Origin of the sequence: Flavobacterium sp. S87F.05.LMB.W.Kidney.N (assembly GCF_004366435.1) — a bacterium.
Lineage (GTDB): Bacteria > Bacteroidota > Bacteroidia > Flavobacteriales > Flavobacteriaceae > Flavobacterium.
In genome coordinates this window covers 70102-93910 of the sequence record NZ_SODX01000004.1, presented here as the reverse complement: position 1 = coordinate 93910, position 23809 = coordinate 70102, and the positions used below count along the sequence as shown (strand labels likewise).

Annotated in this window: 24 protein-coding genes; 12 read left to right on the top strand and 12 right to left on the bottom strand. The window is 32.5% G+C overall.

The window, feature by feature from the left end; genetic code table 11:
* The first annotated feature begins 94 nt into the window (after positions 1 to 94).
* Positions 95 to 541 carry a helix-turn-helix domain-containing protein gene (locus EDB96_RS12965; RefSeq protein ID WP_134141240.1) on the top strand — a complete coding sequence of 149 codons (447 nt, stop codon included), beginning with the start codon at positions 95 to 97 and terminating at the stop codon, positions 539 to 541.
* A gap of 84 nt (positions 542 to 625) precedes the next feature.
* On the opposite strand, the gene EDB96_RS12960 is transcribed toward EDB96_RS12965, so the two are convergent.
* Positions 626 to 1177, bottom strand: coding sequence for a 1-acyl-sn-glycerol-3-phosphate acyltransferase (locus EDB96_RS12960; protein WP_134141238.1), 552 nt, complete (start codon positions 1175 to 1177; stop codon positions 626 to 628).
* Positions 1178 to 1241: 64 nt separating this feature from the next.
* Between EDB96_RS12960 and EDB96_RS12955 the strand changes: the two genes are divergently transcribed.
* The 6 genes from EDB96_RS12955 (at position 1242) to EDB96_RS12930 (ending at position 5971) form a co-directional block, all read left to right on the top strand.
* Positions 1242 to 1907: a spermidine synthase gene (locus EDB96_RS12955; RefSeq protein WP_134141236.1), complete on the top strand. Its 666-nt coding sequence runs from the start codon at positions 1242 to 1244 to the stop codon at positions 1905 to 1907.
* 4 nt (positions 1908 to 1911) lie between these two features.
* Complete coding sequence (locus tag EDB96_RS12950; RefSeq protein WP_134141233.1) at positions 1912 to 2589, top strand: peptidoglycan DD-metalloendopeptidase family protein; 678 nt, start codon at positions 1912 to 1914, stop codon at positions 2587 to 2589.
* A 6-nt stretch (positions 2590 to 2595) separates the two neighbouring features.
* Complete coding sequence (locus EDB96_RS12945; RefSeq protein WP_134141231.1) at positions 2596 to 3078, top strand: hypothetical protein; 483 nt, start codon at positions 2596 to 2598, stop codon at positions 3076 to 3078.
* Positions 3079 to 3089: 11 nt separating this feature from the next.
* Complete coding sequence (locus EDB96_RS12940; protein WP_134141229.1) at positions 3090 to 3614, top strand: hypothetical protein; 525 nt, start codon at positions 3090 to 3092, stop codon at positions 3612 to 3614.
* Between the two features lie 48 nt (positions 3615 to 3662).
* Positions 3663 to 4133 (top strand): nuclear transport factor 2 family protein, encoded by a 471-nt coding sequence (locus tag EDB96_RS12935; RefSeq protein ID WP_134141227.1) that lies wholly within the window; start codon positions 3663 to 3665, stop codon positions 4131 to 4133.
* A gap of 95 nt (positions 4134 to 4228) precedes the next feature.
* The gene (locus tag EDB96_RS12930; protein WP_057117923.1) at positions 4229 to 5971 is read left to right on the top strand and encodes an APC family permease; all 1743 of its coding nucleotides are present in this window, start codon (positions 4229 to 4231) and stop codon (positions 5969 to 5971) included.
* Positions 5972 to 6184: 213 nt separating this feature from the next.
* Here the strand turns inward: EDB96_RS12930 and EDB96_RS12925 are convergent, their stop codons facing one another.
* Positions 6185 to 7672, bottom strand: coding sequence for an aminotransferase class V-fold PLP-dependent enzyme (locus tag EDB96_RS12925; RefSeq protein ID WP_134141225.1), 1488 nt, complete (start codon positions 7670 to 7672; stop codon positions 6185 to 6187).
* A 182-nt stretch (positions 7673 to 7854) separates the two neighbouring features.
* Between EDB96_RS12925 and msrA the strand changes: the two genes are divergently transcribed.
* Both msrA and EDB96_RS12915 read left to right on the top strand, forming a co-directional pair.
* Positions 7855 to 8388 carry a peptide-methionine (S)-S-oxide reductase MsrA gene (msrA, locus tag EDB96_RS12920; protein ID WP_134141224.1) on the top strand — a complete coding sequence of 178 codons (534 nt, stop codon included), beginning with the start codon at positions 7855 to 7857 and terminating at the stop codon, positions 8386 to 8388.
* A gap of 97 nt (positions 8389 to 8485) precedes the next feature.
* Positions 8486 to 10054 (top strand): protein adenylyltransferase SelO, encoded by a 1569-nt coding sequence (locus EDB96_RS12915; protein WP_134141222.1) that lies wholly within the window; start codon positions 8486 to 8488, stop codon positions 10052 to 10054.
* 157 nt (positions 10055 to 10211) lie between these two features.
* Here the strand turns inward: EDB96_RS12915 and EDB96_RS12910 are convergent, their stop codons facing one another.
* Both EDB96_RS12910 and EDB96_RS12905 read right to left on the bottom strand, forming a co-directional pair.
* Positions 10212 to 11183, bottom strand: a complete 972-nt coding sequence (locus tag EDB96_RS12910) for a YpdA family putative bacillithiol disulfide reductase (RefSeq protein WP_134141220.1) — start codon at positions 11181 to 11183, stop codon at positions 10212 to 10214.
* A gap of 1 nt (position 11184) precedes the next feature.
* The gene (locus tag EDB96_RS12905) at positions 11185 to 11658 is read right to left on the bottom strand and encodes a CYTH domain-containing protein (RefSeq protein WP_134141219.1); all 474 of its coding nucleotides are present in this window, start codon (positions 11656 to 11658) and stop codon (positions 11185 to 11187) included.
* Between the two features lie 185 nt (positions 11659 to 11843).
* Here EDB96_RS12905 and EDB96_RS12900 point away from each other — a divergent pair, with 185 nt between their 5' ends.
* Both EDB96_RS12900 and EDB96_RS12895 read left to right on the top strand, forming a co-directional pair.
* Complete coding sequence (locus EDB96_RS12900) at positions 11844 to 12761, top strand: OmpA family protein (RefSeq protein ID WP_134141217.1); 918 nt, start codon at positions 11844 to 11846, stop codon at positions 12759 to 12761.
* Positions 12762 to 12780: 19 nt separating this feature from the next.
* Positions 12781 to 13326 carry a hypothetical protein gene (locus EDB96_RS12895; RefSeq protein WP_134141216.1) on the top strand — a complete coding sequence of 182 codons (546 nt, stop codon included), beginning with the start codon at positions 12781 to 12783 and terminating at the stop codon, positions 13324 to 13326.
* Positions 13327 to 13489: 163 nt separating this feature from the next.
* On the opposite strand, the gene EDB96_RS12890 is transcribed toward EDB96_RS12895, so the two are convergent.
* The 8 genes from EDB96_RS12890 to menD all read right to left on the bottom strand — a co-directional run bounded on the left by EDB96_RS12890 (position 13490) and on the right by menD (position 22443).
* The gene (locus EDB96_RS12890; RefSeq protein WP_134141214.1) at positions 13490 to 14536 is read right to left on the bottom strand and encodes an o-succinylbenzoate synthase; all 1047 of its coding nucleotides are present in this window, start codon (positions 14534 to 14536) and stop codon (positions 13490 to 13492) included.
* A 17-nt stretch (positions 14537 to 14553) separates the two neighbouring features.
* Positions 14554 to 15792, bottom strand: coding sequence for a tetratricopeptide repeat protein (locus EDB96_RS12885; protein ID WP_134141212.1), 1239 nt, complete (start codon positions 15790 to 15792; stop codon positions 14554 to 14556).
* A 158-nt stretch (positions 15793 to 15950) separates the two neighbouring features.
* The gene (locus tag EDB96_RS12880; protein ID WP_057117913.1) at positions 15951 to 16628 is read right to left on the bottom strand and encodes a metal-dependent hydrolase; all 678 of its coding nucleotides are present in this window, start codon (positions 16626 to 16628) and stop codon (positions 15951 to 15953) included.
* Positions 16629 to 16657: 29 nt separating this feature from the next.
* Positions 16658 to 17620, bottom strand: a complete 963-nt coding sequence (gene menA / locus EDB96_RS12875; RefSeq protein WP_134141211.1) for a 1,4-dihydroxy-2-naphthoate octaprenyltransferase — start codon at positions 17618 to 17620, stop codon at positions 16658 to 16660.
* An 89-nt stretch (positions 17621 to 17709) separates the two neighbouring features.
* Positions 17710 to 18543: a 1,4-dihydroxy-2-naphthoyl-CoA synthase gene (locus EDB96_RS12870; RefSeq protein WP_053473251.1), complete on the bottom strand. Its 834-nt coding sequence runs from the start codon at positions 18541 to 18543 to the stop codon at positions 17710 to 17712.
* A gap of 806 nt (positions 18544 to 19349) precedes the next feature.
* Positions 19350 to 20201, bottom strand: coding sequence for a S1 RNA-binding domain-containing protein (locus EDB96_RS12865; protein ID WP_134141210.1), 852 nt, complete (start codon positions 20199 to 20201; stop codon positions 19350 to 19352).
* 146 nt (positions 20202 to 20347) lie between these two features.
* Entirely contained in the window at positions 20348 to 20689 is a 342-nt protein-coding gene (locus EDB96_RS12860; protein WP_057117909.1) for a DUF2853 family protein, read from the bottom strand.
* Positions 20690 to 20781: 92 nt separating this feature from the next.
* Positions 20782 to 22443, bottom strand: coding sequence for a 2-succinyl-5-enolpyruvyl-6-hydroxy-3-cyclohexene-1-carboxylic-acid synthase (gene menD / locus EDB96_RS12855; protein ID WP_134141208.1), 1662 nt, complete (start codon positions 22441 to 22443; stop codon positions 20782 to 20784).
* Between the two features lie 176 nt (positions 22444 to 22619).
* On the opposite strand from menD, the gene EDB96_RS12850 reads away from it, so the two are divergent.
* On the top strand, positions 22620 to 23795 hold the full coding sequence (locus EDB96_RS12850; RefSeq protein WP_134141207.1) for a thioredoxin family protein: 1176 nt from the start codon (positions 22620 to 22622) through the stop codon (positions 23793 to 23795).
* Positions 23796 to 23809: the final 14 nt, after the last annotated feature.

Sequence of the window (23809 nt, the reverse complement as noted above, 5' to 3'; positions counted from 1 at the left end):
TCATGACTTATATAATATTTACAACTTTAAAATTGTGATAGTTATTCTTTTTGTTTACATTTGTAAATATGCAAATTTAAAATAATAATTTACAATGGTAAACATAGATGATTTCGTAAAAAGGCTTGAGATTGTATTAGATTATTATGGTTTAAATGCCTCTGCATTTGCAGATAAGATTGGTGTACAAAGATCTAGCATGTCGCATCTTTTGTCTGGCAGAAACAAACCAAGTTTAGATTTTGTGATGAAAATTTTAGAAGTTTTTCCAGATGTAGATTTATATTGGATTTTGATAGGAAGAGGAAATTTTCCAAAAAATGATGACGTAGTAATTTCTGAAACTAAAACTCCCTCACCTATTTCAAATGAAAATTCTAGTCAAGATTTGTTCTCAGAAATAAAATTTAGTAAAAATGAGAAAACAGAAACAAAAGTTTTACCAGAATCAAAAATGCCAAATTTTAACTCGGAAGATAATGAAATTGAAAAAATTGTCTTTTTCTATAAAAACGGAACTTTTAAAACCTATTCGCCGTAATTCAAAAATTATCGCATATTTGAACATTCGTACAAATAATTTTCATTTACGCGATTCTCACGCGTTTGTAAAAATTAGTTGAATTTAGAATTGAACGCCATTTTCGGGAATTTTACCCAAAACACCTTTGTAATGTCTTTTCAAAATTTCAAAATCAGCTTCGTAATTTCCAGTTGGAAAAAACGGTTTTCCAAAACTCACTTCTTTTTTACCCCAGTTAAAAGCCACTGGAACAATTGGCACATTAGCTTTAAGCGCAATATAATAAAAACCGGTTTTAATTTCGTTTACTCCTTTTCGTGTTCCTTCTGGTGCAACTGCCAAACGAAAAACGTCTTTTCTGTCAAAAATTGCAGCAATAGAATCTACTTTATTTAATCCGCCGGTGCGGTCTAAGGGTTCTCCTCCAACATTTTTAAAATAATATCCAAACGGAAATTTAAATAATTCCTTCTTTCCTACCCAATTCATCTGTAGTCCAGATATACCACGAGTAAAAATTCCTATATAAAAATCATGATTGCTGGTATGCGGCATTACCATTAATACACATTTTTTCACTTCGGCATTTTCCATTCCCACTATTTTCCAGCCCATTAGCCTAAAAAATATGAATTTGTACAAGAGTTTTTTCATTAAAGATCTAATATTTGGTGCAAAATAAAAGATTTAATACTAAATTTGAGTAAAAGCATTCAAAATGATTCGAAAATTTTTTAGTTACTTAATTCCCATAAAAATTTATAAAAAGAAATCTGCCAGAAGTAAAATTATTGAAGTTACCTGGGCAAATGGAGAGTTAGTACTAGATTCTGAAAACACTAATTATTCTTATGGAAGCCTGCAGCGTATATTGCGATATGGACTTCGAAATATTGGTTATGATACGATTCTAAAAATGGATCACATTTTACTATTAGGAGTTGCCGGCGGAAGCGTAGTAAAAACATTAGTAGACGAAATTGAATATAAAGACAAAATTACTGGAGTTGAAATAGATCCAGATATGATTCAAGTTGCAAATGAGTATTTTAACCTGAATCAAATTAAACAATTGGAACTCGTAATTGATGATGCTTTTGAGTTTGTTTTAAAAACCAAAGACAAATACGATCTTATAATTATAGACATTTTTGAAGATACTCACATGCCGAACTTTTTGTTTGAGAAGTTTTTTGTAGATAGAATTTGTACTCTTTTAAAAGATGACGGCTATGTTTTGTTTAATACCATGATTCTTGACGAAGCACACAATGTTCGAAACAGAAAATATATCTCAGAAGTAAATCCAAAATTGTTTATGACCAAGATGCTGCCTCGCATTGAAGTGCACAATGAATTAATAATTATAAAAAAAGTTGCTTAATTTTATGAAACCCCTTGCCTCCATTTTAAACGCCTTACCACCTACTAAAGTAATTGATGAATCAATCAAGATTTCAGAATATACGCCATTGAATTTGTCGGTTTTCAATAAAGAATTAGTCGAAGCAAAACTTGATACATCAGAAGATTTTGAAAAATACATTTTAAATTATCTACGAGAAAATAACGCTAAAGTTGCATTTGGAGGTTATATTGAGGGACGTTTTTTATACCAGCGAAGCTCAATTTTTTTGAATGATTCTAAACCAGAACGCAATATACATATTGGCCTAGATTTGTGGGCAGAAGCAGGAACCGTTGTTCTTGCAGCTCTAAACGGTAAAGTTCATAGTTTTAAAAACAATATTGGCTTGGGTGATTACGGGCCTACTATAATATTAGAACATGAAGTAGAAAATCAAAAATTTTATACTTTATACGGACAATTGTCGTTAGAAAGTATAGAAAACTTAAATATCGGAGACTATTTTAAAAAGGGTGAAAAGATTGCCACTTTAGGAAATGCCTCAGTAAATGGTGATTATGCGCCGCATGTCCATTTTCAAATCATTCATAATATTGAAGATTACTGGGGAGATTATCCAGGTGTCTGCAACACAAAAGACCTTAACTTTTATATAGAAAATTGTCCCGATCCTAACTTATTATTAAAAATTACTTAAATAGTTATGAAGAAAGCAGGATTGATTATATGTTTGTTATTATTAATTGGATGTAAATCTAAAACAGGAACAGTAAGCAGAGATACAGAAGATTTAAAAATTAAAAAAGTTTCTGGAGCAGAAGTAAACACCACTCAGCAGCAAAAAGCCTATGATTTAGGAAAAAGAGTTTTAGAAACTTGTAACACTTCAAAATTTAAACCTTTTAATGAAACTGAAGTAACTAAATCGGTTATGGAAAATACAACGGAAGATCGTTTAACCAAAACCTGCCAAAGATTTAGACAATATTACGGAAGCTTTATTGATTTAAAATTAGACGGAGTTTACAAAACCAAAGATGAAGTCATTTACCGTTACCATGCTTTGTACAGCAAAAAAGTGGCAAATAAAGAATTACGAGTATTTGTAAACGACGAAAATCTTGTTTCAGCTATAAAATCAATGGATTGGGATGAAAAATTTGATGCCAAATTAACCAATCAATAAACATATAAATTATGAATTTTAAATTACCGGTTCTCTTATTATTATTTGTTTCAACTTTTGCCGCAGCACAGCAAAGTATAAGTGTAAAAGGCTCTGCTCCTTTTCCTGCAACCCAAGAATACACTTTTATATGTGAAAAATATGCTTACACCGGGCAAGTAAATATTCAAATAGCAAAAACAGATAAAGGCGGTGTTTTAAAAATCACAGTTGCAACAGCAAACGACAAAGCTAGAATTGCCGGTGGACTTTATGTAGATTTAGCCAATGCCGATGTTATTGCCTGTACAGACAAAAATGTAAAAGAATCTACAGACGGTAAGACAACTTCTTATTATTACTTTACGCCTGCTGAATGGCTTAAGCTTAAAAAGAATGATATTTATGCAGTTAGGTTTATAATTGCTGGCGGTCCAACAACTTTTGGCAATCAAACTGGTTATTTTACAGCTTATAATAAAATGAACTACTTTTCGACAGCATTCGATAAATCCAAAAAAACATTTGATACAGCAAAAGAAATTAGTGTTCTATAATGATTTTTTAATCTAATAAATCTTATATTTAACATTAAATATTTTCTTATGAACGCAAACGAAGCCTTAATTACAAAATTCTATACCGCTTTTGCAAATGCAGATGCCAAAACCATGAGCGAATGTTACCATCCGAAGGTACATTTTATTGATCCGGCATTTGGTTTATTAAAAGAAGATCAGGTTTCAAAAATGTGGGAAATGTTACTTTTAAAAAGTAAAGGAAATTTAAAAATTGAATTTTCGAACGTTAAAGCTGACGATGCAACAGGTTCTGCCAATTGGACTGCTACATACAATTTTAGTAAAACAAACAGAAAGGTTATTAATAAAATTTATGCCGAATTTATCTTTCAAGACGGCTTAATCATTAAACATACTGATAATTTTGATGTCTGGAAATGGTCCAAACAAGCTTTTGGCCCAACTGGATATTTATTAGGATGGACAGGATTTTTTCAGAAAAAAGTTCAAAAACAGGCTCTATTATCATTACAAAAATTTCAAGAAGCAAAATAGTTTTCCTAATTTAGAATTCAACACCAGTCTTCTTGCCTGATTATAATTTATTGTTACTCATTGTTTTTTACTAAAAGTGTTAATCTTAAATACTGATGAAAGAAATCGTACACAAAAAATTAAATCAATTACAGGCAACTGCAATCTGCGGTAACGATATTAGTTCTTCTTGTCTTTATGTATCTGCTTTAACCATTTTATATGCAGGTCAATACGCTTGGATTTCACTTTTAATCGTTGGCGTTGTATTATTTCTTTTCAGAAAAATTTACGGAGAAGTTGTTGGGGCGATTCCATTAAATGGAGGTGCTTACAATGTTCTGCTAAATACTTCTACCAAAAGACTAGCATCTTTGGCTGCAACTTTAACCGTTTTGTCTTATATGGCAACGGCTGTAATTTCAGCTTCAGAAGGAATGCATTACTTACACGGAATCTTTGAAGGCTTAAATGTTACGATTGCTACCGTTGTCGTTTTAATTTTATTTACCGGATTAGCTATTTTAGGAATCGGAGAATCTGCATTTGTGGCAGTTATCATTTTTCTTACCCATATTGGAACTTTAACTCTATTAGTTCTTGCATCGATTTGGTTTGTTCTCACAAACGGATTAGAAACTTTTCATATCAATTGGCAAACTCCTATTGCTTATGAAAATATTAAAACTGCGCTATTTCTAGGTTTTTCGGCAGCCATGCTTGGAATTTCAGGTTTCGAAAGTTCTGCCAATTTTGTTGAAGAACAAGAACATGGTGTTTTTCCAAAAACACTCAGAAATATGTGGGCAATCGTTAGTTTCTTCAATCCCGTTATTGCGATATTATTAATAAGTGTTATTCCGTTAACAGAAGTCGGCGAAAACAAAGAGTCTCTTTTAGCACATTTAGGACAGACAACAGGCGGATCATGGCTGGCTTGGCTTATTTCTATCGATGCAGTTATGGTGCTCTGCGGAGCCGTCTTAACTTCTTTCGTTGGAGTTTCTGGACTTTTAAACCGAATGACATTAGATAGAATTCTTCCCAATTATTTCTTGAAACAAAATAGCAGAGGATCACATTACAGAATTGTAATTAGCTTTTTAATTCTTTGTATTTCAGTACTTTTTGCAACTAGCGGACATCTAGAATCTCTGGCCGGAGTTTATACTTTTTCGTTCTTGGCGGTAATGGCTTTATTCGGAATTGGTAATTTACTTTTAAAATACAAACGAAGAAAACTTCCTAGACCAGAACGTGCCCGAGGCATCGCAGTACTTGCCGCCGTAACTTTTGTTATTGCTGCTTTTCTAGGAAATATGCGCCTCAATATCAATTCGTTTTATACATTTCTGCAATATATGATTCCTTCATTGATCTTTGTAGGAATCATGCTCAATCGCGTTATTTTAATTCGTTTACTAATCGAGGCTTTAGAATATTTTTATCAGCCGCTGCGTAGAATGGTTATTGTGAGTAACCGCTATCTGCAAAATTTGAGCACACAAATCAATTCGCAGGAATTTGTGTTTTTCACCAAAGGCGATGACATCACGATTCTCAATAAAGTTTTGCAATATGTGGAAGACAATGAAACAACCAAAAAACTGAAGATCGTCCACGTTAAAAATGGCTCTACAAACAATGAAGCTTTAAAAAAAGATCTAGAAGTTTTAGACCGCGCTTACGACGGACTTGATATTGAATATCTGGAAATAGAAGGAGTTTTCGGTCCAGAAATAATTGATGAACTTTCTCAAAAATGGAAAATTCCCAAAAATTTCATGTTTATTGGCTCACCTGGAAATAAATTTTCATATCGCGTTTCAGATCTTGGCGGTGTAAGGCTGATTATGTAATTATATACAGAAGCAGAAATTTTCGTTTTTTTCAAGATCTGAAGTCCCGCTATCCGTTACAATCTTTTGTACTGGTCCCGAATCCTCGGGCAGTACAAAAGGATTTCCACTTCTATCGGGGCTAAATCACAAATATCATTTTCATAAGAAACAAGAAACCCGACGAATTTTAAAAATTTGTCGGGTTTACTTTTATATAAACTTTTTTAAACTTTATGATTTGAACCAGCTTGCTACCAATTCATCTTCAAAAGAAGTTGCATTTTTATGAATAAACTCATTTCTGTTTTTATCATAAGAATAATCCAAAGCCCAAGTTTTATGGTTTGCGGCCATTTCTTTTATACTTTGGCATACATAAGCAATTTCCTCATCTGTTGTCGTTGGGTGAATAGACATTCTAATCCATCCTGGCTTTTTGATCAAATCACCAATTGTAATTTCGTTTACCAATTTATTAGAAGTTTCTTGGTCAACGTGAAGTAAATAGTGACCGTACGTTCCAGCACAACTGCAACCTCCTCTAGTTTGAATTCCAAAACGATCATTCAGAAGTTTAACTCCTAAATTAAAATGAAGATCATCAATAAAAAATGAAATGACACCAAGACGTTCTTTATGTTGTCCTGCTAAGATTTTAATATTTGAAACTGGTTCCAATTCACTAAAAACATAATCAACAATTTCGTGTTCACGCTGCATAATGTTTTCAATTCCCATTTGTTCTTTTAACTCAATGGCAAGAGCAGTTTTTATAACTTGAAGAAAACCAGGTGTTCCGCCATCTTCACGATCTTCGATATTATCAATATATTGATGTTCGCCCCAAGGATTCGTCCAGCTTACCGTTCCTCCTCCAGGGCAATCTGGAATCATGTTTTTGTATAATTTTTTGTTGAAAATTAAAACACCAGAAGTTCCAGGTCCGCCCAAAAATTTATGAGGAGACATAAATACAGCGTCCAAATAAGCTTCTGGATCAGCTGGATGCATATCAACTTCAACATACGGTCCTGAACAAGCAAAATCAACAAAGCATACACCATTATATTGGTGCATTAATTTTGCAGCTTCATGAAAAGGAGTTCTTAATCCCGTAACATTTGAGCATGCTGTAATTGAAGCAATTTTTATGGTTCTATCATTATATTTTTGCAATAAAACTTCTAGATTTTCTAAATTGAAAAGTCCTTTTTCGCAAGAAGGAATAATTTCCACATCAGCAATAGTTTCCAGCCAAGAAGTTTGATTAGAATGATGTTCCATATGCGAAATAAAAACAATAGGTTTCTTTTCTTCTGGAATATTCGTGAAACTTTTCAAATTTTCTGGAATTTTCAAACCTAAAATACGCTGGAATTTATTGATAACTCCTGTCATTCCAGTTCCATCTGTGATTAAAACATCATCATTACTTGCATTCGCATGACGTTTAATAATATGTCTTGCATGATGATACGCTTTTGTCATGGCAGTACCAGAGACAGTAGTTTCTGTATGTGTATTGGCCACAAATGGTCCAAACTCATTTAAAAGTTTTTCTTCGATAGGGCGATACAATCTTCCGCTGGCAGTCCAGTCAGTATAAATGATTGATTTTCTGCCATAAGGTGACGTAAATTCTTGATTTATTCCGACAATATTTTGTCTAAATTCCTGAAAATAAGTTTCTAGAGTGATGGTACTATTTTTGCTATTCATTAGTTGTGCCTTGTGTTTGACTGCAAATATATCGCTTTTTTATAATATTGCGAATTTATCAATAGTAAACTTCAAACATTACATTCCTGTCGGGTATCTTTAGTTAAAAGATCTTTTTTTTAATAAATTATCATAATATCCTATCGAATTAATAGGCATTAAACTAATAGAAAGTATTATTTATGGGAAATTTATCAGTAGCTACCTTTGGTGGCGGTTGTTTTTGGTGTGTCGAAGCTGTAATTCAGCGTTTAAAAGGTGTTGAATCAATAAAATCTGGTTATTCAGATGGCTTTATTAAAAATCCAGCGTATCGCGAAGTTTGTACTGGCAGAACTGGACATGCAGAAGTTATTCAAGTTACCTTTAATCCTGACATAATTTCATATCATGACTTAATTTTCATTTTTATGACAAGTCATGATCCAACAACTTTGAATCGTCAAGGTGGCGACAGCGGAACGCAATACCGCTCGATCATTTTATATCATAATGATGAGCAGAAAGAAATAGCAGAAAAAGTATTCGAAGAAGTACAGCCTGTTTATGCTGATCCGATTGTTACCCAATTGAAACCTTTTGAAGTTTTTTACGAAGCTGAGGATTATCATCAAAATTATTACAATGAAAATCAAGAGGCTGGATATTGCCAAGTGGTTATTGATCCAAAAATTCAAAAACTTAAAAAAATGTACGCCGATAAATTAATTGGCTAATTTTAAGTTAAGCCACAGATTATATTTTTTGAAATATTTTTAATTAAAACAATCTTTTGAAATCGTTAATCTGTGGCAATAAAAGAAAAGAAATAAAATGAAAAATCTCAAAATAAATAATCGATTTACAGCCGAACTGCCAGCAGATCCAGATTTGACAAACGAAATTCGTCAAGTAAAGAATACGCTCTTTTCATATGTAAATCCGACAAAACCCTCACATCCAGAATTAATTCATGCATCTGAAGAAGTTGCTGAATTAGTTGGAATTTCTAAGGAAGAAATCCAATCAGAAGAATTTTTAAATACTTTCTCTGGCAAAGATATTCTTCCTGGCACCCAACCGTATGCGATGTGTTATGCCGGACATCAATTTGGAAATTGGGCAGGACAATTGGGAGACGGACGTGCGATTAATTTAACTGAAATTGAAAACAATAATCAATTTTACACACTTCAGTTAAAAGGTGCTGGAAAAACGCCGTATTCTAGAACCGCAGATGGTTTAGCCGTTTTACGTTCGTCTATAAGAGAATATTTATGCGCCGAAGCGATGCATTATTTAGGAGTTCCCACTACTCGATCACTTTCTCTGATTCTTTCAGGCGATCAGGTTTTGAGAGATATTTTGTACAATGGAAATCCTGCTTACGAAAAAGGTGCTGTTGTCTGCCGTGTGGCGCCGTCATTTATTCGTTTTGGAAGTTTTGAAATGCTGACTGCTAGAAATGAGCTCAAAAATCTAAAAGAATTTGTAGAATTCACAATCAAACATTATTTTCCAGAAATTACTGGCGAGCCTAAAGAACAATATTTACAATTCTTTAAAAAAGTGGCAGATACGACTCGAGAAATGATTCTGCACTGGCAGCGTGTCGGATTTGTTCATGGTGTAATGAATACGGATAACATGTCTATTCATGGAATTACGATTGATTATGGACCTTATGGATGGTTGGAAAACTACGATCCAAATTGGACTCCAAATACTACAGACAGTCAAAATAGAAGATATCGTTTCGGAAATCAGCCTCAAGTTTCCCAGTGGAATTTATACCAATTAGCAAATGCTCTTTATCCTTTAATTAATGAAGCAGAGCCTTTAGAAAAAATCTTAGATTCATTTATTAATGATTACGAAGAGGATTATAAAAATATGTTTTTAAGTAAATTAGGACTTTTTACTTCAAGTGAAACTGATGATAAAATTATTCAAGGAATTGAAGAAATTTTACAATTATCAGAAACTGATATGACTATCTTTTTCAGAAACCTAAGCCAGATCAAAAAGAGTGATGCTGTAGAACAGGCATTTGAAAAAATTGAATATGCATTCTATTTACCAGAAGAAATAAAAGGTGAAATTCTAGATGCATGGCAAAAATGGCTTTCTGTTTATCTCAGAAGATTAAATCTAGAAACACTTTCTGACGAAGAACGTACTGCGAAAATGAATTTCATAAATCCAAAATATGTACTGCGAAATTATATGGCACAACTGGCCATTGATGAAGCAGACAAAGGCGATTATTCTTTAGTTGATGAATTATTTCAGCTATTAAAAAATCCGTATGACGAGCAGCCAGAATCTGAAAAATGGTTTGCAAAACGTCCAGATTGGGCAAGATCAAAAGTAGGCTGTTCGATGCTTTCTTGCAGCTCTTAATTTATTTATTCTAATGTCACATTGAGCGAAGTCGAAATGTATCATACAAAGTTCTCGACTTCGCTCGAATTGACAGATTTAATAGATTGTCACATAGAGTGAAATCTATTCTATAGAAATAATTTGTGTTAATTAGTGAAATTCGTGGCAAACTTTTTTATTTCGAAGTTATATAATCCAAAATCATTGTAGCATGTACTCTTGAGTTTTCTATAAACCATTTATGCGTCTGCATTCCACCGCAGACAACGCCTGCAAGAAATAATCCTTCAACATTAGTTTCCATCGTTTCAGGATTATATACAGGAATTTTTAATTCATCGTTTGAAAGATGAATTCCCATTCTTTCCAGAAAGCTTAAATCTGGTTTATATCCCGTTAAAGCCAGAACAAAGTCGTTTTCAATTGTAACTCTGCCATTTGGTGTTTCAATTTCAACTTCGTTTTCTCTGATTTCTGTAATATTAGATTCAAAATAAGCTTTGATACTTCCTTCTGCAATACGATTTTCGATATCCGGCTTCACCCAATATTTTACTCGATTATTAATTTCGTTTTTACGAATAACCATTGTCACATCAGCACCTTTTCGCCAGCATTCCAAAGCTGCGTCAACTGACGAATTATTGGCTCCAACGACCAAAACTTTCCTAAAAGCGTATTCGTGCGCTTCTTTATAATAATGACGAACTTTCGGCAGATTTTCTCCAGGAATATTCATCTCAATCGGAATGTCATAAAAACCTGTAGCGATCACCACATTTTTAGCTTCGTAATTTTGTTTATCGGTATCAATTTTAAAAATCCCGCTGCTTTCTTTTCGAACTTCATTTACTTTTTCAAATAAATTAATATTGAATTTAAAATAACGATGAATGTTTCTGTAATATTCTAAAGCTTCCTGACGCCCAGGTTTTGGCGCTAAGCAATTAAAAGGAATGTCACCAATTTCTAATCTTTCTGCAGTAGAAAAAAAAGTCATGTAAAGCGGATAATTGAAAATACTATTTACAATTGCACCTTTTTCTATAATTAAATATTTTAATTTTTTCTTTTCGGCTTCTATTGCGCAGGCAAGACCAATTGGCCCTCCGCCTACTATAACAAGGTCGTATATGGATTCTGTCATTTTATTTTTCCCAGTCTTTATAAGGATTTTTACTCAAATAAGCATTATAATATCTTTCATCATTTGTGACTTCTTCGCCAAGCCAATCTGGTTTTTCAAAAGCTTCAGTTTCAGAATTTAGTTCAATTTCTGCCATAATCAATCCTTCATTTTCACCATAAAACTCATCTACTTCATACACATGTATTCCAGATTTTATTTCGTACCTGGTCTTTTCGATTTTACCTTTCTCACATAATTTTAAAAGTTCTATCGCTTCATCCAGCGGAATTTCATTCTCCCATTCAAACCGAGACATACCGCTGCTATGACTTATACCTTTTATGGTTATAAAGCCTTTATTTCCTTTAACTCTTACCCTAACAGTTCTTTCCGGGACAGAACTCAAGTAACCTTGTGCAATTTTATTTTGAGTAAAAGCTTGTTTCTTGAAGTCGTCAGATTTTACAAGAAATTTTCTTTCTATTTCGACCATTTTAAATGTGCATTATTTTTTATGCAAGTTACTCATTTTAATCAAGCTCTTAAAAGTTTAAAAAGGTAAAAACGTATTAAACTACTTTTTAAAGCACAAATTTAAAACATTAAAATAACTGATTATTAACGTGTTATGTGTTATTTTTTTTCGTTAAATTTGATAGAATCTAAACTTTATCATCTATGTCTAAAAAAGCACTTTATCTATTAGGCATTGCAATAACCATCATTTTAGGTACTTTTTTATATCTTAAATTTTGCTGCAATTGCTCTGAGAAAACAATAACGGATGATACTCCTAAAACAGTTTCAACACCTGTCGTGGAGCCTAATTTTGTTCCGTTTGTATTGAATGGTTCTGGAATTGAATATCATACGAATGATAATCTCAAGTTCCTCAAAAACAGCGCAGCATTAATAATGCCTGTTGGTGATTCTGTCTTAACTGGTATAGCTAAATTAAAGACATTCTTAGTTTCAAATCCAAAACAGAAAATAACGATAACGGGTTACGCTACATCTGATGAAACAAATTCTACTTCTTTTGAAAATCTAGGTCTCGCAAGGGCAAATGAGGTCAAAAATTATTTTGTTACTGAAGGGTTGTCTGAAAAGCAATTTATTACTAAAGGAGAAATTATAGAAAAATGGAAAATGAGTGCAGACACACTTCTAGGACCTGCTGATTATTCATTTGAAACCATTGATTCTACTGCAGCTGCAACGCCAAATGATGAATGGAGCGTTTTGAAAGATAAAATAAATGCAGATCCGTTGATTCTTCATTTTAGTACGAATCAATCGCGCCAAACTTTAAGCAGTCTTGAGAAACAAAAAGTTGCTGATATTATTAAATATACTGAGCACGTTAAAGATGCTGTTATTCTAGCAGTTGGCCATTCTGATAATGTTGGAAACCGTGATGCTAATATTGCTCTTGGACAAAAAAGAGCAGAATTCTCTAAAAATTATCTTTCTAAAAATGGCATTGACCAAACTAGGATCGAAACTCAGTCTAAAGGACCTGATGAACCAATTGGCGATAATAATACTTCAGAAGGAAAGGCATCAAACAGAAGAACAGTAATTACAATTAAATAACTAATCAAAACATACGATCATGAATATACCTTGTATCTTAATACCTGTGCTAGTGGGATTAATCTGTGGAATTTTAGGTTACTTACTAGGAAAAATGAACTCGAAAAATGATGATTCGCTGGCATTATCACTTCAAGCAGATTTGGATGCCTGTAAAGCGAACACTAAAAATTTAAATGCCCGAATTTCAACACTAGAAGCAGATCTGGCTGCTAAATCTAAAATAACTACACAGTCGTTTACAGCGGCGGCTCCCTCTTCAATTGCTTTTGACAGTGCTGGAGCAGCAAATTACCTTGGCAAGAAAATAAAAGAAAACGACTTAAAAATTGTAGAAGGAATTGGTCCTAAAATTGAGGCTTTATTAAACAATGCGGGAATAAATTCTTGGTATGATCTTGCTGAAGCATCAACAGAAAAATTACAATCTATTTTAGATGCCGGTGGAGAAAATTATGCCATACACAATCCGAGTACTTGGCCAAAGCAGGCGTTATTGGCTTACCAAGGAAAATGGCAGGAATTAAAAGACTGGCAGCAAAATCTTTTAGGCGGGAAAGAGTGAAATTAGGCTCAAAGGTTCAGAGTTACAAAGATGCAAAGGTTTATTTCTTTGTGTCTTTTAACTTTTTTCTATAAAGAAAGAATGAAATTAGGTTCAGAGTTGCAAAGGTACGTGCAAAGGTTTTATCCTCTGTACCTTTGCAACTTTGTCCCTTTGAACCTTTCTAAAAATTTTCTATAAAAGAAGATTCCCATTCTTTGGTTGTATTGTACCACAACTTGCCATTTTTAACTTCAAGCGGACAATCTATATTATTAATATATAATGCTCCAGTTCCTAAACCTTGCGGCATTTTAGAATTTTGCAAAAATGTCCATTGTGCAATTGCATTAAGCCCAATATTGCTTTCTAAAGCCGAAGTAATCCACCAGCCTATATTATATTTCTCTGCTAATGAAATCCATTCTTGTGTACCTCTAAAACCACCAATAAAACTTGGTTTTAAAATAATATATTGCGGTTTGATTTCTTGCAGTAATTTTTCTTTTTCTTCGAATGAAAATATACCAATAAGTTCTTCATCTAAAGCTATTGGAAAAGGCGTTTCTTTGCACAACTTAGCCATTTCTGCAGTATTGCCTTTTTTAATTGGCTGTTCAATACTATGAAGCTGAAATTGTTTTAATTTATTTAATTTATCTAAAGCTTCTATTGAAGAAAAAGCTCCATTGGCATCAACGCGAATTTCAATTTCTTCTGGAGAAAAATGACTTCTTATAAATTGCAATAATTCTAATTCTTTTTGAAAATCTATCGCTCCTATTTTAAGTTTAATGCAATTAAAACCATCGGCTAATTTCTCTTCGATCTGTTGTTTCATGAAAGAAGATTCCCCCATCCATACTAAACCGTTTATTGTAATAGAACTTTTGTTTCGGGTGAAATCTGATGGAAACAAAACAAATGGATTTTCACTTTTTAAGGATTGGAAAGCCATTTCTATTCCGAATTGGATAGATGGAAATTCTAGTAATTCTTCCCAAAGTTTATTTTCTCCTAAATGAATATTTTCGCAGGCCCATCGAAGTTTTTCTTCATAATCATCACGATCATCAGCGCTTAAACCTCGAAGAATTCCACACTCACCTATTCCAATTTTTCCATTTTCTTCTAGAACAATAAACCAGGTTTCCTTTTCGGTCATAATACCTCTTGAGGTTCCGGAAGGTCTTTTAAAATCTAATAAATATTTATGGTAAGAAGCTTTCAAATGAATTGTTTTAAATCTTAATTGTACAATTTAAGCACTTTTTCAAAATCTTTAGAAGGCAAGCCGGCTTTTTCAAAAGCATCAAAATCCAGCTTAGTTTTGGCAACCCAGCTTAAACTATCTGTAACATTTTGAGTTTGGTATTTCTTATAAATAGCTTTTGCCTCACTGTAATCATTAGTGATTAAATAAGTATGTGCTAAATTTAATTTTACCATTAGTTCTGTATCATCCAGCTTTTCACCTTCTTGCAGTGCTTTTAAAGCTTTTGCATATTGTTTGGTCAAAATATAGCAGTAACCTAAAGAACTGTAATCTAATGCAGTTGCTTTTCCTTCGCTAATTATTGTGTTTAGTTTCGGAATTGCCTCGTTATATTTTTGTAGTTTTATTAATGAAGATGCTTGTGTTCTTAAATCGTTAAAGACATTTTTAGAAATATCTGCATCTTTATAACAGGCATTTCCAAAATCTTTGTACACTTTTGTTTTTTCAACCGCTAATAATTTTTGAAACTCATCATAGCGATATTGTTTCATGATTTTGTTCAAGATACAAACACAAAAATCATCTGAATTAGCCATTTTTTGTGCCATTGTAGAAGTTTTGCACAAACTAATAATTTCATTTTTATTGTCTTGATTCCAGCCTCGGTTTAATTTAGTGTCAACCCAAGGCACAACTTCTAGAACTACTTTTTGACTTAACAGCCAATTTTTACTTTCGAAACCAAACCAAATTGTGCCTGTATTTTGTTTTAAACAAGAAGATTTGTCTAATGAAAGTCTTTTGGCATCTTTGCTAACTGGTTCAGCTTGAGAATAACAAGCTTTGTCTATTTTACCATCGGCAACATATTTTTTTGCATTTTCATTTGATGTAAAAATAGAATAAGTACATTCATCATCTCCTGAAATTTTCGACATCAAAAAAACTGCTCCTGCAGAACCCTGGCTTACTCCTGTTGGATCTGGAATCGCTTTTAGCAATGAAACTAAGCTATTGGCCATTTCTTGATTTTTATCTAAAAGTGTAATTCTGTAAACGATTTCCGTAGTTCCAACTGGTAAATCTTCTGTTGCAATAGAAATTCTATCGCGCGCAGGAACCATAATTTCTTTTGTAGTTGCTCGCTCTTTATCCCAATAGCCTTCTTTCTGAGCGAAAGAATTAAAGGAAACTATAATAAAAAGCGATAGAATTATTTTTTTGAAAGTTGTATTTCGTGATGATGCTTTAATTGCCACAGATTTCACAGATTAAAATGATTTTTACTTTTAAAAAACTTCACAATATAAATAACATAGATTATGCCAAATAACTTTCTTATGGAAATGAGTGACTTAGCCCTGAGGGTAGAACTATTTTTGAGGGTGCCAATAATTACCGGAACCCTCAAAACTTTAATGTATAATTATAATTCTATTGATTCACCAATTTGTAAAAGCATTAAATCTTTGCCTTTATCAAAAAACTTGCGAATAGATTCTTCGTGATTGATTTCGATATAACCAAAAGTATCAAAATGATAACCTAAAATTTTATCGCATTCTAAAAAGTCTGAAGCAATAATCGCATCTTCTACATCCATTGTAAAATTGTTCCCGATTGGAAGAATTGCTAAATCTAATTTTGTACGAAGTGGGATTAATTTCATATCATACGTCAATGCAGTGTCTCCAGCAATGTAGATGTTTTTATGTTCGCCTTCGATAACGAATCCTCCAGGATTTCCTCCGTAAGAACCGTCAGGAAAACTGCTGGAGTGAATAGCGTTTACATATTTCACTTTTCCAAAATCGAATTTCCAGCTTCCGCCGTGATTCATCGGGTGCGAATTGAAACCTTTTTTTGCATAATAGCTTGTAATTTCAGCATTTGAAACAATTACTGCATTTGTGTTTTTTGCAATAGCTTCTACGTCTAAAACGTGGTCGCCGTGTGCATGTGTCAGCAAGATATAATCTGCTTTAAGCGTTTTGATATCAATTGCTGCTGCCTGCGGATTTCCTGTTATAAATGGATCCACAATAATATGTTTTCCTCCCACTTCTATTCCTAAAGAAGCGTGTCCGTAAAATGTAATTTTCATTTTTGTTAAGTTTAAAGTTTAACGTAGTTCTATCTTCCTCCTAAAAATAAGTTTACAATAATGTCTGAAATCAACGAAATCATACAAACTGTGAGCAAAATAGAAAGCAAGAATGTGCTTAATGCAAGTTTTTTCAATTCTGGATCTAATAATTTAGGATCTTGATTTTTATAAACTGTAATTAAATGTTTAGTTAATGGAATATATGCCAATAAAAATAAATATTGATCAAAATTATAGCCGCTCAAAATAGCAAAAACAACTACTGCAAGCATTGCTGTAATAATCAAAGTATAGTGATAAACCTTTGCTTTCGCAGGACCCATTTGCACTACAATTGTATTTTTACCCACTTTCTTGTCTGATTCTTGATCACGCATATTATTAAGGTTTAAAACCCCAACGCTCAATAATCCAATTGCAACAGCAGGAAGAATTAAAAGCGGATCAACTTCTTTTGCATATAAAAAGTTTACGCCTAAAGTACTTACCAATCCGAAGAAGATAAATACAAATAGATCTCCAAATCCTCTATAACCGTAAGCAGAATTACCTACTGTATAACGAATCGCAGAAATAATTGCCGCTATTCCCAATAACAGAAAAAAGATAGAATAACCGAAATTATCACTTCCAAAAGCAAAATAAATCAAGATTATTGCTGATAATAAAGTCAGTAAAGATGTAATTATAATGGCTTTTTTCATGGCCTGAGGTGTAATAACGCCACTCTGAATAGCACGCATCGGTCCTATTCTATCTGCATTATCAGTGCCTTTTACCCCATCACCATAATCATTTGCAAAATTGGATAAAACCTGTAATCCTAATGTTGTCAAAAGAGCAAAACCAAAAATTTTCCAACTAAATACTTCTGTTGGTGTATTAATAGTTTCTGTTGGATTTGATAAAGCATAAATACTTCCAACTATAATTCCAGAAACTGATAAAGGTAATGTGCGCAGTCTTGCGGCTTCAATCCAATGTTTCATTTATTCTTTTAGTTTTATTTTGTTTCAAGTTTGAAGTTTCAAGTTATCCACAGAACGTGTAACATGAAACTTGAAACTATTTATTAATTTTATGGTAACCACTTATTTTCACCAAAATTTGGTTTTCTTTTTTCTAAGAAAGCATTTCTTCCTTCTTTAGCTTCTTCGGTCATGTAAGCTAAACGAGTTGCTTCTCCGGCAAAAACTTGTTGTCCAACCATTCCGTCATCTGTTAAGTTCATTGCAAATTTCAGCATTTTAATAGAAGTTGGCGATTTTTGAAGAATTTCCTGAGCCCATTCGTATGCAGTAGCTTCAAGTTCGTCATGCGGAATTACGGCATTAACCATTCCCATTTCAAAAGCTTCCTGAGCAGAATAATTTCTACCTAAAAAGAAAATTTCACGAGCTTTTTTCTGACCGACCATTTTAGCCAAATATGCTGATCCGTAACCGCCATCAAAGCTCGTTACGTCTGCGTCTGTTTGTTTAAAAATCGCATGCTCTTTACTCGCAAGAGTCATATCGCATACTACGTGCAAACTATGTCCGCCGCCCACAGCCCAGCCTGGAACAACTGCTATAACAACTTTTGGCATAAAACGAATTAAACGCTGTACTTCAAGAATATTTAAACGATGCTGACCGTCTTCGCCAACATATCCTTGGTGTCCGCGCGCGTTTTGGTCACCTCCGCTGCAGAAAGAATAAACTCCGTCTTTTGTCGATGGTCCTTCAGCAGAAAGTAAAACTACTCCAATCGAAGTGTCTTCTTGTGCATCATAAAAAGCCTGGTATAATTCTGAAGTAGTTTTTGGACGGAATGCATTTCTAACATTTGGTCTGTTAAAAGCAATTCTCGCTACTCCATTACATTTTTTATAGGTTATATCTTCAAATTCTCTGGCTGTAATCCAATCCATTTTGATTTATTTTATTTAAACAATTATAGGGTAAAAATAAGGCATTTTTACATTTTTACCTACTCAATTCTGTTTAAGTCTGTAATGAAAATTACTCTTAATGTTAACAATTGTCTTAAGGTTCCAAAAAATAACATTTTTTAACATTAGTTTAGAAAAATAATAATTAATTTTACACCCTAGAAATCAATGAGATACATTTTCTTTCATTGATTTCAGATTGATTTTCTTTCACTGATTTATTAACCTAAAAAATGATTTTTTTGAGAAAATTTAAAAAATTTGTCGCTCATTTTTTTACGGTTTTTATTAACAGACCTCAAATTAATGAGCAAATGATTTATGTGTTTGTCGAAACTTCAAAAAGAAAAAAGTAACACCTAAGGTTAAATGTTAGAATTGTATCTATAATTAGTATATGAATGATAACGAAAAAGAAGAAAAAAGTACTAATTCACACTTTCTAAAAGTTATTTATAAACCAATGGATCAAGCCGTGAAATTCTTTTTTTGCTTTTAAGATATGTGCATTGATTGTTTAAAAGACATACCATCAATGGGGTAATTTCTAAAATACGTAAAGCTATTATTCTGAGATGGATTCGAATTATTTTATTTCTGTTTTTTTTTAATTACAATTTTTTTTAAAACTAGAATAAAAAGCGAAAGGCTGCTTGTAATGAGCAGCCTTTCGTGTTATAATAACTTTACTTTCGTAAATTTCAAAAATAAAAAAATCCAAATTCCAACTAATAGATAGATTGGAATTTGGATTTTTAGAATATTGTTTTTTTTTTAAATAAACTTTAATTTATTAAATAAATCCCGTCTTCTTTAATTTCGATTAATTTCTCTTTGTACAAAGAGCCAATGGCTTTTTTGAATGATTTTTTACTCATTTTCAAAACCGTTTTGATATCTTCTGGATGAGAATTATCATTTAAACGGAGGAAACCTCTGCTGGCTCTTAATTCGCTTAAAACCTTCTCTGCATTTGGTTCAATACTCTCAACTCCTTGCACATGGAGCGCCACATCGATTTTATTATCAGGACGAATATTTTTAATATAACCACGCATTCTATCGCCGGTTCTTATCGAGTCGTCGTATACTTCATCTTTATACAAAAGACCTTTGTGCTGTTCGTTAATGATTACATTAATTCCCATATCGGTAATATGAGAAACAATTAAATCCACTTCTTCTCCTTTTTCAACCGTTAATTGGTCATTATTCAAGAATTGATTGGTTTTACTAGACGCAACCAAACGATTGGTTTGTTTGTCCATGTATAAATAAACCAAATAACGTTTTCCTTTTTCCATTGGACGGGCTTGTTCTTTAAACGGAACAAGAATATCTTTTTCCATTCCCCAATCCATAAAAGCACCTACATTATTGATATAATTCACTCTTAAAAGTGCAAATTCATTCAACAAAATATAAGGAACTAGAGTTGTTGCGACAGGTCGCTGTTCGTGATCTAAATAAACGAAAACGATTAATTCTTCCCCAATTTCAAATTCTTTGGGAACATATTTATTTGGAAGTAAAACATCGTGAATTCCTTCTGGATCATTTTCAGGATCTCCTAAAAACAACCCAACTTTGGTATCACGTAATATAGTTAGTGTATTGTATTTTCCTATTTCAAGCATTTTTTTAACGTTCTAAGTTGATTTGCAACTAAGTTTATGAGCTGCAAAGGTACGAAGTTTGAAAATGGTAAATTGAAAAATGTTTTGGATTAATATTAAAAAGAAAAAGCGCCATAGTTATGACGCTTTATTTTATCTCCAGAAGACTATTTATAAACACTTTCTTTTTTAAAGTGTACCGTTAATAGATAATAAACAACCACTCTGTATTTGTGTTTGTTAGACTTACCATATTTTTCTAATACAGCATGAATTGCTTCCATTAATTCTGGTCCGTCTTTTAACCCTAATTTTTTAATTAAAAAGTTATTTTTTACGGTATCCAATTCAGATTGCTGGCTTCCTGCTACTGTAGATGCATCATCATTATAAATAGATGGTCCGCAGCCAATAGTTACTTTTGTTAGTAAATCCATGTTGGGAGTTACTCCGCATTTGTCTTTTAAATCTGAAGCATACTTCACAATTAGTTCTTCTCTCTTGCTCATAATATTTTATATTGGTTATTATTTCTAAAACCAAAACTAAAAATTATAATGTAAGAAAACTAATTTTTAACAAATATTAACTTACAAATAAATTAAATAAGCTTTTTAAAATATTGTTTTAAAATAATATCATTTTCTGTTGTCGGCGTAAAAATCTCGAGAATTCCAGGCGCATCATTTGCATTGTAGAGTATTTCTAAACTGCTATTTAATGATTGTAAATCATTCGCTGTAAAATAGTTGCAGTTATACATTTTAGCTAAATGTTCTGCTGTTAAACCATGAGAAGTTTCAAAATAGGTATTAAAAACAGGTTTTTCCTCGTGTCCTGGCAAAATTCTAAAAATTCCTCCTCCTCCATTGTTTACCAATATTATCTTGAAATTTTTCGGAATATAAGAGTTCCATAACGCATTGCTGTCGTATAAGAAACTGATATCACCTGTAACAAATACTGTCTGTTTATCATTTCCAACTGAAGCTCCAACTGCAGTTGACGTACTTCCGTCAATTCCACTGGTTCCTCGATTGCAGAAGACTTCTATAGACTCTTCAATATCAATTAATTGCGCATAACGAATTGCCGAACTATTACTAATTTGAAGAATACTATTTTTAGGAAGCGTTTCAATAACTTTCTCGAAAACTTTAAAGTCTGAAAAACCAATTTGATTAAGATATTCTTGTCTTTTAATTAGTCGGGTTTTATAAATATCTTGAATATCTTTAAAGTAATCACTTTCTACAAAAGATGTTTTTGAGAGTAAGTCTTTAAAAAAATCATTTGGCTGCATTTCAAAATGTTTGGTCAATGCTCCAAATGTATCGTATGCACGCAAGGTATCGATGTGCCAGTGATGTTCTGGTTTGTATTTTCTTAAAAAACCTTTGATTCTTTTGGAAACTACCATTCCGCCAAAAGTTACTAAAACTTCTGGGTTAAATTCTTTAAAATCAGAATCATCAAAAGGTGTAATTAAAGTATCAATGCTATTAATAAAACTTGGATGATGAAGATTCGAAGTCGTTTCTGTAAGTACAACGATTGAAGTATCTGAAGCTAAGTTTTCTATTATTTCTTGATCAATAACATTCGCTTCATTTACTCCGACTAAGATTAATTTTCGTTTCGCATTATTCCAAACAGAAACAAATTCATCACTATTTTCTATAGTTTTTGGAGCAATGTCAGACTGCAGATTTGTAATTTTTGGCTGCACTAAAAGTTCTTCAGTAGTTTCATATAAAGGTTCTTCAAAAGGCGCATTGATGTGTACTGGCCCTTTTTGCTGAATTGCCGTTTCTACTGCAAGATTGATTTTTAAATCATTTTCTTCTGACGCATCTTCGGTCAAATTGGCATTATAAACAGAATGATTTAGAAACACATTTTCCTGACGAATAGTTTGTCCGTCGCCAATATCAATTTTACTCTGAGGACGATCTGCAGAAATTACGATTAACGAAATCTGGCTGTAAAATGCTTCCGCAAAAGCCGGATAATAGTTTAATAAAGCCGATCCAGATGTACAAACCACTGCTGTAGGCTGTTTGGTTTGCTGTGCAATTCCTAAAGCAAAAAAAGCAGCACAGCGCTCGTCTGCAATACTATAACATTTAAAATTAGGGTTTTGAGCAAATCCAATGGTTAATGGCGCATTTCTAGATCCTGGAGAAATAATAATATTAATGATGCCTTTGGCAGATAAAATTTCGATAATGCTTTGTGCAAGCGCTATTTTGGGGTAAATCATTCTGATCGCGTATTACTTTTTTTAAAGAAAATCTTTGATTTGACTTTCTTAATCTTGCTTACAAAGTTACAAACTTCGCACTTGATTTAAATTATAATTAGGAATATATTAAGTCTCTTTCTCGAAAAAGGAAATATATTTGTAAAATCGAATTATAAATAAAAGCCAGACCTGCTATGCGTTTTCTGTATGTACTTTTTTTAGCTGTAACTTTTCAAACTGTAATTTCTCAAAATAAATTTGTTCCTGTTGATACACCTTATCAAACAGCGCTGGAAAATGCTAAAAAAGAAGGAAAACCTCTTTTTGTAATGTTGTATGCTGACTGGTGTCCGCATTGTAATTTAATGAAAAGTGAAGTTTTAAGCGATCCAGCAGTTATGGATTTTTTGAATAAAAATTTTGTTTGTACGTATAAAAACATCGAAAAAGAGGAAGGAATTGCACTAAAAAACAAATTCAACACAAAATCACTTCCTACTTTTTTATTTTTGGATGCTAATGAAACATTGATTTATGCTTTAAAAGGCGAAATGAAAAAAGCTGAATTTTTAAATGAACTGCATTACGCTTTAAATCCGAAAATGCAATTGCCTTATTTTGAAAAGGAATTTATGGCAGATCCGAGTAATTCAGATAAATATTTCACTTATTTAAATACTTTAAAAAAAGGAAAAGACAGAACAGAACTATCTCCAGCAACACATAAGTATTTAAATACACAGTCTGATGCGCAATTAATTAGTGAATTGAATTGGAGAGTTATTGCAAACGGCGTAACAGATATTAAATCGAGGGAATTTCAATATGTTTTAAAACATCAAAAAGAATTTGCTGCTGTAGCTTCTCAAAATAGAGTTGACCGTAAAATTGAAAGTATTGTAAACGAATTGCTTCGCCCGCTGGTTGACAATTTAGATACTGTAAACTATTATAAACAAAGAGAAGTTGCTAAATCTATCCGTCTTCAAAAAACAGATTCTTTGGTTTTTAAATATGATTTATCTTTAGCTGAAAGAACAGAAAAATGGGATTTCTATAAAAAAGTTACTCTTGAAGACACACAAAAATTGGCCTGGAATGATGCTAGTTTTTTAAAAGATATTGGAAATACTTATTTAAAGCATATTAACGATACTGAAAGTTTGAAAAAAGCCATTTTCTGGGTAAATCATTCTTTAGAATTAAATGATTCGTACGATGGTAATTTATTAGAAGCCAGACTTTATAATAAAATAAAAGATAAAAAAAAGGCTTTAGAATATGCTAAAGAAGCCAAAGCCATTGCAAAAGAAATGGGCTGGAATTCTAAAGATGTAGATGTTTTACTAGCAGAATTAAACGCAAAATAATCGCAAAAATTAAA